An 8,724-nucleotide genomic window follows, 5' to 3' on the forward strand; every position below is an offset into this window, starting at 1 on the left:
ATTCCTAATGGTTTGCTTCATATCTGAAGGTTTTACAACCATGAAGGCGCCAGCCGGACAAACTTCGGCACAGGCCGGACCATTTTCCCGTCCCACACATAGGTCGCATTTATGGGCAACCATTTTTTCTTTGGCTAACTGCTCTTCACCCTCAAGCATCAACCCTTCTTGATACACCGTTTGGCCATTTTTGAGTTCCGGAGCCATGTCCATAGCACCTAGCGGACAAGCTAACATGCAGGTCTTACAGCCAATACATTTATCAGTATCAACTATAATCTTGTTGCTTTGGTGCGTTATAGCGTCAACCGGACAAACGTTAGCACAGGGCGCATCATCACACTGACGGCATTGCACCGGCATAGTAACTTTTGAAGTTCTAACCAGACTAAGTCTCGGCAGGAATGGAGCTTCCATTGCACCGGCAGTAACAACACTGGTGTCAAGATGCGCTACCGCACAGGCAATTTCACACGCTTTGCAGCCAATACATTTATGGGGATTGGCTACGACAAAGGTATTACTGTTCATACCAACTACCTCCTTGGTGTGTATTTGGTATGCAACAAATGATGAGATTCATGACCAAGTGGCTCAATCAAGAACTCTTCATATAGTTTTTGCACGTCCGGATTATCGTGTGATTTTCTAAGCTCCAGGTTATCATCATGGATATAGGTCGAGCAAGTACGGTTCTCATAAGCTTTCTCTTTCAATTTCGGCAACAGCACTTTAGGCTGTCCACCACCACTGACACAGCCTACTGGACAAGTCATAACCTCCATGAAATGGAAATCGGCTTTTCCAGCTTTGATTTGTTCCATAAGCGGTTTAACATGTTTCAGACCAGAAACCACCACTACTTTTAAGTCCAAATCACCGACTTTAACGGTAGCCCGTTTTACCCCTTCACCACCGCGAACAAAATCGAGTTTAATTTCAGGAATAGCTTGTTTAGTAATAAGCTCATATCCTGTCCGTAAAGCAGCTTCCATAACGCCGCCAGTTACACCAAAGATAGTACCAGCACCTGTATAGGTTCCAAGCGGTTTATCAAACTCTTCATCAGGTAAATTTTTGAAATCAATACCAGCATCTTTAATAAGCTGTGCTAATTCACGAGTGGTAATAACATAATCAACATCTTTGAAACCGCTGTCAACCATTTCAGGGCGATCACATTCAAACTTCTTACAGGTACAAGGCATTACCGATACACTGAAAACTTTTGCCGGATCAACATTATTAATTTTTGCGCCATAAGTTTTAAACAAGGCACCGGCCATTTGCTGTGGCGACTTGCAGGTCGACAAATGATCTATGAGTTCCGGATATTCTTGTTCTACATATTTCACCCAAGCCGGACAACAGGAAGTAAACATCGGCAATGTGCCATTTTTGGTAACACGCTCAATGAGCTCGCTACCTTCTTCCATAATAGTAAGGTCGGCAGTAAAGTTGGTATCATATACCCGGTCAAAACCTAAACGCCGGAGCGCTGCCGCCATTTTACCAGGAGTTAAGCTGCCAAGCTTCATGCCAAATTCTTCAGCAATAGCCACACGAACAGCCGGCGCACATTGCACCATACTAAACAAATTGGGGTCAGCCAAGCCTTGTTTGACTTGTTTATTGTGTCCCAAATTATAGGCGGCAAACAATGGCTCTTTAACACTGTCGAGTAAGCCTCGTTCGGCCATTTTATGTTCCCGGGGAGCAATTGTATCATCAAAAATAGATGCATATGAACTGCACACTTGGATACACTGACCACAATAACAACATTTTTCCGTATCAATGGTTTGCGGTTCGCCGGCTACACCTTGAATAGCATCTACCGGACAAACCTCAGTACAGCGTCTGCATCCGGTACATAATTCTTGATCAATATGAACAACGCCAACAGTAGCTGACATATTGAGTCACCTCTCCTTCCTTTGCCCGCTCGGGCTACTCCATAAATTTTTTAACTGATTCCAGTAGGCTAAGAGCAGCTTCCAGATTGCGCTCTTTTTTGAGTGCAGCAGGCTTAATTACTTCAAGTGCTTTTTCCGGGCAATTTTCTACGCAAGCCGGCCCATCCGGACGGCTTATGCACAAATCACACTTGCTTGCATAGGCCACAGCCTTTTCTACCAAGCCGTCATCGGTTTCTGATTTAAGAACACGCTGAGTGATTGCTTCCCCCTTGACGTACTTGGGCACCAAATCAATGGCACCAAAGGGACAGGCCATCATACAGGTTTTACAGCCAACACAGTTGTTTTCATCAACAAAAATAACATTCTTCTCCTGCCGAATAGCCCCTACTGGACAAGCGTTCGCACATGGAGCATCTTCGCAATGGCGGCATTGAACCGGCATTGTTACCTCAGCCGTTTTTACCAGATACAGCCGTGGTATTATCGGATCCTCCATTGTACCAGCCGTTACCACCCCATAGTTAGTGTGGCTCACTGCACAGGCCACTTCACAGACCTTACAGCCGATACATTTGGCTGGATCTGCGACTACAAAAGAATTAATTTTTGTACTCATTATATAGGCCTCCTCTCTACTTATTGGTCTTCGAATATAATGCTTCAGCCGCCAAAAGGTCAGCCTGGGAATTAATATTGGCAAAACAGTTTATGTCATGGCCATATTCATTTACATCGATATACTTAACGAGGACATCTGGAAAAAAAGCCTGGATTTTACATATATCCTGGTTAAGTTTGGTCTCAATGATCGGCAAACAGCTAGCCGCATATATAGCATGCAGCGGCTCCACCCATTTGCCGGAACGCGGAATTACTACCTGTTCGTTATCCAACTGATCAACCATAAATTTTATAAAATCTGCATCCAAAAACGGCATATCACAGCCAATAACAAAACTATAAGCGGTGGACGAATACATGAGTCCGGCATGAATTCCGGCCAGCGGGCCTTTATCTTGATAAATATCACTTGCTAAGGTAACTCCAAGATATTCATACAAACCGGGTGAATTGGTGATGATCACCGGCGGCTGAGGAAAAATACGGAGCACGGCATCTAATACGATTTCAATTAATGATTTACCGGCCAAAGTCACAAACGATTTGTTGCGTCCCATTCGGCTGCTTTTACCCCCAGCCAGAATAACCGGAGTTATGGTTTGAAACTTGCTTTTGTTCATATGACGTCCACCCTAGCCAGGTACTAAACTAATCTCAACTTATACAAAATACACAATGCTAGTTCTTTACACAAAGTCACACTGTTGTAAACTATTACTTGCTTGATGATTCAAAGATTAACTAATTTTCTCCACTTTCACGGCACATACCTTAAATTCCGGAGTTTTCGACACCGGGTCAGTGGCGCTGTTCGTGAGTATATTACCTGGCGTTTCCGTAAAATGGAAGGTAATAAAGGTTAATCCCGGTGAGACCCTGTTGGTAACCTGAGCTTTAGTTACCAAGCTCCCCCTGCGGGTGGACACACGTATTCGTTCACCATCAACTATCCCCAACCGAGCTGCGTCTACTGGGTTAATTTCCAAGGATTCTTCCGGATGCGCCTTGTTTAGTCCCCAACTACGCCGGGTCATAGTACCGGTATGATAATGTGCAGTTACCCGACCAGTGGTAAGAATAAACGGGTATTCCTCATCAGGCAATTCTGCCGGATCACGATAATCAACGGCCGAGAATTTACCTAACCCGCGGCTGAATTTACCAACATGCAGTATTGGTGTACCAGGATGATCCTCTGATGGGCACGGCCATTGAATACCACCCTGTTCAAGCCGTTTGTATGAAATACCGGCATAACTAGGTGTAAGCTTACGCATCTCCTCAAATATATCTTCTGGAGTAGCATAATCAGCAGGATACCCCATGGCTTTCATAAGACCGACAAATATCTGCCAATCTGGACGGCTATTTCCCTTGGGTTCTACCGCTTTTCTTACCCGTTGAACCCGTCGCTCGGTATTACTGAAAGTACCGTCTTTTTCAGCAAACGAGGCGCCAGGCAAGACAACATCAGCCATTTCGGCGGTCTCTGTCAGGAAGATGTCTTGAACCACTAAAAACTCTACATGTTCCAGACAATGTTTTACATGGTTGATATCCGGATCACTGCGCATGGGGTTTTCCCCAAACACATATAGCGCTTTAACCCTATCTTCTTCGATAGCATGCAATACTGCCGGTATTGTCAGCCCCACCTTATCACTCAATGTAGCGTTCCAGGCTTTTTCGAATTTTTCCCGAATCGCCGGATCGGTAACTGGTTGATAACCGGGGTAAACATTAGGCAATGCCCCCATATCACAGGCACCTTGTACGTTGTTTTGACCTCTTAGCGGGTTAACACCAGCTTTTGGCTTACCCATATTACCTGTCAACATGGCTAAATTTGCAATCGATAGAACATTGTCAACACCAGATGTATGCTGGGTAATACCCATTGTATAGTAAGTAGCTGCATTCTCCGCTTGCGCAAATAGCCGAGCTGCCTGACGGATTTTTTCAGCCGGTACGGCAGTAATGGTTTCAGCATATTCTGGTGGATATTTCATTACCTTTTCCTTGAAAGCATCAAAATTCTCGGTACGAGACTGAATAAATTGGGTATCAGCCAATCCTTCGGTTAAAATAACATACATCATGCCATTCAGTAACGCAACATCAGTTCCCGGCTTTTGTTGCAACCATATGTCAGCAGCTTTGGCCAATTCAATCTCACGCGGGTCGGCGACAATAAGTTTTACACCGCGCGCTTTAGCTTCCATCATGCGAATACCAATGATGGGATGGCATTCTGTGGTGTTTGTGCCGATAGCAAATATTAAATCTTTCGGTCCCATTGTTTTAATTTCGCTAATGGCATTTGTCATTGCACCACTGCCAAATGATGTGGCTAGACCAGCCACCGTGGGAGCATGTCAAAGACGAGCGCAGTGATCAACATTGTTAGTACCGATTACTGCGCGCATAAATTTTTGCATAAGATAATTTTCTTCATTGGTACAGCGCGCCGAACTAAACGCGGCAATACTGTCTCCACCATATTGGCTTTTTATTTCGCTGAATTTCTTGGCTACCAGATTGAGAGCTTCTTCCCAGGTCGCCTCAGTCAATTTTCCATTTTTGCGAATAAGTGGCTGTGTCAGACGGTCACGATGATGAACAAAATCAAATCCGAAATGACCTTTCAGACACAGGATGCCATCATTCACCGCATTATCCTTATTTGGAGTAACACTAACAATTTCACCATCTTTTACATTTAAATAGAAGGTACAACCTGTTCCGCAATAGGGACAAGTTGTTAAAACACTATCCATGACCTCTTTTTCCCCCCCAATATTTATATAAATAAATTACTGCCTGCTGGTTTTTGCTTTTTCGCTCTTGGCGGACATTGACAATTTTAAGAGCTTTTTCCGGACAAGCAGCAATACAGGCCGGCGGTATATCTGATGCTAAGCAAGCGCTACAGATACATTCCGGGTAACCCCTTCCCCGTTGTTGGCAAAAAATAAGCCTGCCATTCTTTTCTTGGAACGGCACAAAATTAATGTCACCGCTAGGACATGCAACACGACAAGTTAAACAACGCTTACATTTCTCTTTGTCGCCTACCACAAAGGACAATGATGTCTCCATATGTTCCTCGCTTTCGTTGACAAGCCACGGCAGTCAAAAAGTAATCTAAACTTTGTGAAAATATATTCTAATATGATTTATTCCAGTAATTAAAGAAAATTCCTGCTTTTCCAAACGGTAAAACCAGGAATTTTTTTCAACTCAGTCCCTACATATTGCACTTTAGCTCAAATTTATGAATACTCAGGATAATTTTACTGATTTTTCAAAAAAAAGATCAGATTGTTAAAGTTTCTACCCATGTTACCAATAGCTTTCACACAAGAATGTTAAATTCCGATAACCTGCTCTCGATGACTTACTACCGTATCTACCAAACGCACTACACCAGTAACGGCTGGCGATACAAGGACAACGGTCATAATGCGACAGTCAGTGCCAGCAACCACAAGCTTGTCAGAAGCTTCATCCGCCGGATTATATTCAAATTGCTTTAACGTCACCGGATTCTCCGGAGTTGCATTAGCCACTTCTTCCGCAATCAGTGCATAGCCGGCAATACCATAGATATATTTCTCCTCTACTTTCCAAACGGGCAGCAGGGATATGAGCACTCGTTACACCCCATACAGAGACCGCCATATCCCATCTCAGCAAAATCCTGTTTGCTTAATTTTTCACCTGCAAGTATTCGGGGAAATACTAAATCAAATACCGTTATTTTTGAGAACATACCACAGGCCGGTAAGCCAAGTATAGCAATGTTGTCAAGATAGGCCAACATAAACATAGCTCCCGGTAACACGGGGGTACCGTAAGTAATAATCTCTGCGCCGGTTGCGCGGATGGCATCTGGCGTCACATCATCAGGGTCAACTGACATTCCTCCACTAACAATAATAACTTTGGCTCCAGACTCGGCCTGATCAAAAATAGCTTGCATGATTTTCTCCGTATTGTCAGGCGTAAATGTAGAACCGATATATTCTGCTTGGTAATGTGCTATCTTACGTTGTAGTACTGGACCGAATCCGTCCTGAATGCGCCCATAAAAAACCTCATTTCCTGTGATAATAATTCCTGTTTTTAATGCTTGTAATGGCTTTACAGTTACAATATCCTGATATTCGCTAGCTATCGTCTCCACTGTCTCGATAATATGGCGTTCTATAGTTAATTGCACCGCTTTTACTCCGGCCAAAATTTTTCCGGCCTTTACCAAGCAATTTCCATGTAACGTAGAAAAAACAATCTGGTCAACCGAATTAATTCTGGTTACTGCTGTACGATTTACTTTCAGTAGTCCATCCTGTTTAGCAATAATATGAACCTTTCCTTCTGCCGGCTCGCTAATATAAGTATTCGCACCGCTTAGCGCCAATGCCAGCCGCTCAGCAGCCTCGTTTTCGTGAATCTGATTATCTCCTAGCTCAAGCAGGTAAATATGCTCTTTACCTATCTTGAGTAAATGCGGTATATCTTCCGCGCGAATAATATGCCCTTTTTTAAAAGCAGGACCCTTATATTCTCCGGGTACAATTTTGGTCATATCATGTCCAAGAATCATACCAACAGCGTCTTCGATTCGTACTTTTTTGAATGCCAATTATTTTTCCTCCTGCATACTCATTGCTGCTACGACGGTTAGAGACCGATAACCCGTTCTCGATGAGTATAGATATTCATGCGATCGCCTCTGGCAAAGCCAATGACTGTCACCCCAAGTTCCTCTGCCATATCAATCGCCAGACTGGTAGGTGCTGAACGGGCAATGATAATCGGTACATTCATTTTGCTGACTTTTAGCAGTATTTCAGAAGATACCCGGCCGGAGAAGACCAGGACTTTGTCATGAGTGCTAATGCCTTCCACCAGACATCGTCCGTACAATTTGTCAAATACATTGTGTCGCCCAATATCCTGGCTCCAACAAACCAATTGGCCTGCTGCCGCCAGAGCGCCGCCATGAACGCCGCCAGTAATTCGGAACGTTTCTGAGGCGGCTTCCAGTAGCTCGGAGTAACGCATGGCTTCTTCCAAAGTGATAGTTATATCATTGTTTATCATTTTGGCGGTTAATACATCGTTTTCAAAATAGAAGGCACTCCTCCCTTTGCCACAGCAAGCGGTAAGATAACGTTTTAAAAATTTCTTTTCAGCCACTGTCTCACCAGATACTGTGGTAACATGGATCAGGCCCTGTACGGTGTTAATGTCCAGCGTCTTGATATCGCTCACTGTTTGAATAATACCTTCAGTAGCCAAAAAGCCTATTACCAAATACTCTTCCTCACCGGCAGCAGCTAGCATTGTCACCAGTTCGCTACCATTTAGATATATGGTAAGTGGTATCTCCTCCACGACAGGTTCTACGGCAATGGTGACATCCCGCCCACGAATTTTGACAACCTGATAGCTATTGGTTCCTTTGAGCGCATCCATAGCCTCACTCCTTCCTGACAAGTTCCTGATACATGTCTTGCAGCATACAGGTAACTGTCCCAGGTGCTGCCGGTTTTTTGCTGCGCCATCGCCCATCAAGCGCTGCTACCGGGATCACTTCCATAACCGAACTTGTTAAAAACATCTCGTCGGCCTTACTCAGCTCTTCTAGGGTGACTTGCCTGATTTCAAGCGGAATCTTGGCCTGCAGTGCCAGTTCAATTATTGTTCGTCTGGTTATACCAGGCAAAATACCGCTATCCTCATCTGGTGTAATTAACCTGCCTGAAGTGACAAAAAAGATATTGCTCATCGACCCTTCATCCACATATCCATTAGTATTAATCATCAGGGCCTCCTGAGCCCCCAGCGCTTGCGCCTCTTGTTTCGCCAGAATATTGTCAAGATAATTAGCCGACTTAATTCCAACTAAAGGCGAAGATAGATTACGCCGCAGCGTAACAGTGGCAATACGCCAGCCTTCCGGCGGCAGCGGCGGCGGCAATGGGGAAGCAAACACCATTACGGACGGTCGACCACAGCTGCTAGGATCAGGACGCGGTGTCCCAACTCCTCTGGATAATGTCAGACGTACTGAAGCGTCTGTTAGCTGATTATACCTTAGTACCTTGTCAATGGCTTCCCTAAGTTCAGCATGCCCAGGCAATGAGGGCCATTGTAAATATTTTGCCGCAGCCTC

The 8,724-nt window shown here is 44.4% G+C and carries 10 protein-coding genes; all 10 read right to left on the reverse strand.

Features of this window, described 5'->3' with window-relative positions; genetic code table 11:
* On the reverse strand, positions 1-531 hold a 531-nt coding region (locus AC29Z1_RS09640; RefSeq protein ID WP_488271249.1), incomplete at its 3' end, for a 4Fe-4S dicluster domain-containing protein.
* Between the two features lie 5 nt (positions 532-536).
* A complete protein-coding gene (locus tag AC29Z1_RS09645; protein ID WP_488271250.1) occupies positions 537-1,916 on the reverse strand; it encodes a [FeFe] hydrogenase, group A in 1,380 nt (459 codons plus the stop codon).
* A 34-nt stretch (positions 1,917-1,950) separates the two neighbouring features.
* Positions 1,951-2,538 (reverse strand): 4Fe-4S dicluster domain-containing protein, encoded by a 588-nt coding sequence (locus AC29Z1_RS09650; protein WP_488271251.1) that lies wholly within the window; start codon positions 2,536-2,538, stop codon positions 1,951-1,953.
* A 16-nt stretch (positions 2,539-2,554) separates the two neighbouring features.
* Positions 2,555-3,163: a molybdenum cofactor guanylyltransferase gene (gene mobA, locus AC29Z1_RS09655; protein ID WP_488271252.1), complete on the reverse strand. Its 609-nt coding sequence runs from the start codon at positions 3,161-3,163 to the stop codon at positions 2,555-2,557.
* Positions 3,164-3,280: 117 nt separating this feature from the next.
* On the reverse strand, positions 3,281-5,320 hold the full coding sequence (gene fdhF, locus AC29Z1_RS09660) for a formate dehydrogenase subunit alpha (RefSeq protein ID WP_488271258.1): 2,040 nt from the start codon (positions 5,318-5,320) through the stop codon (positions 3,281-3,283).
* Positions 5,313-5,642 carry a 4Fe-4S dicluster domain-containing protein gene (locus AC29Z1_RS09665; protein ID WP_488271253.1) on the reverse strand — a complete coding sequence of 110 codons (330 nt, stop codon included), beginning with the start codon at positions 5,640-5,642 and terminating at the stop codon, positions 5,313-5,315. Before AC29Z1_RS09665 ends, fdhF begins: the two co-directional genes overlap by 8 nt.
* A gap of 269 nt (positions 5,643-5,911) precedes the next feature.
* Positions 5,912-6,196, reverse strand: a complete 285-nt coding sequence (locus AC29Z1_RS09670; protein ID WP_488271254.1) for a hypothetical protein — start codon at positions 6,194-6,196, stop codon at positions 5,912-5,914.
* Complete coding sequence (locus AC29Z1_RS09675; RefSeq protein WP_488271255.1) at positions 6,163-7,188, reverse strand: molybdopterin-binding protein; 1,026 nt, start codon at positions 7,186-7,188, stop codon at positions 6,163-6,165. The genes AC29Z1_RS09670 and AC29Z1_RS09675 overlap by 34 nt, the downstream gene beginning before the upstream one ends.
* 38 nt (positions 7,189-7,226) lie before the next feature.
* Positions 7,227-8,024 carry a formate dehydrogenase accessory sulfurtransferase FdhD gene (gene fdhD, locus AC29Z1_RS09680; RefSeq protein ID WP_488271256.1) on the reverse strand — a complete coding sequence of 266 codons (798 nt, stop codon included), beginning with the start codon at positions 8,022-8,024 and terminating at the stop codon, positions 7,227-7,229.
* 4 nt (positions 8,025-8,028) lie between these two features.
* A partial coding sequence (locus AC29Z1_RS09685; protein ID WP_488271257.1) for an aminotransferase class IV occupies positions 8,029-8,724 on the reverse strand: 696 nt, incomplete at its 5' end.

This window comes from Sporomusa sp. (genome assembly GCF_057736855.1).

What these genes read in the sequence shown, in the direction of transcription:
- AC29Z1_RS09645 (WP_488271250.1), bottom strand. Translation starts at nt 1,916, where the DNA reads ATGTCAGCTACTGTTGGCGTTGTTCATATTGATCAAGAATTATGTACC.
- AC29Z1_RS09650 (WP_488271251.1), bottom strand. Translation starts at nt 2,538, where the DNA reads ATGAGTACAAAAATTAATTCTTTTGTAGTCGCAGATCCAGCCAAATGT.
- mobA (WP_488271252.1), bottom strand. Translation starts at nt 3,163, where the DNA reads ATGAACAAAAGCAAGTTTCAAACCATAACTCCGGTTATTCTGGCTGGG.
- AC29Z1_RS09665 (WP_488271253.1), bottom strand. Translation starts at nt 5,642, where the DNA reads ATGGAGACATCATTGTCCTTTGTGGTAGGCGACAAAGAGAAATGTAAG.
- fdhD (WP_488271256.1), bottom strand. Translation starts at nt 8,024, where the DNA reads ATGGATGCGCTCAAAGGAACCAATAGCTATCAGGTTGTCAAAATTCGT.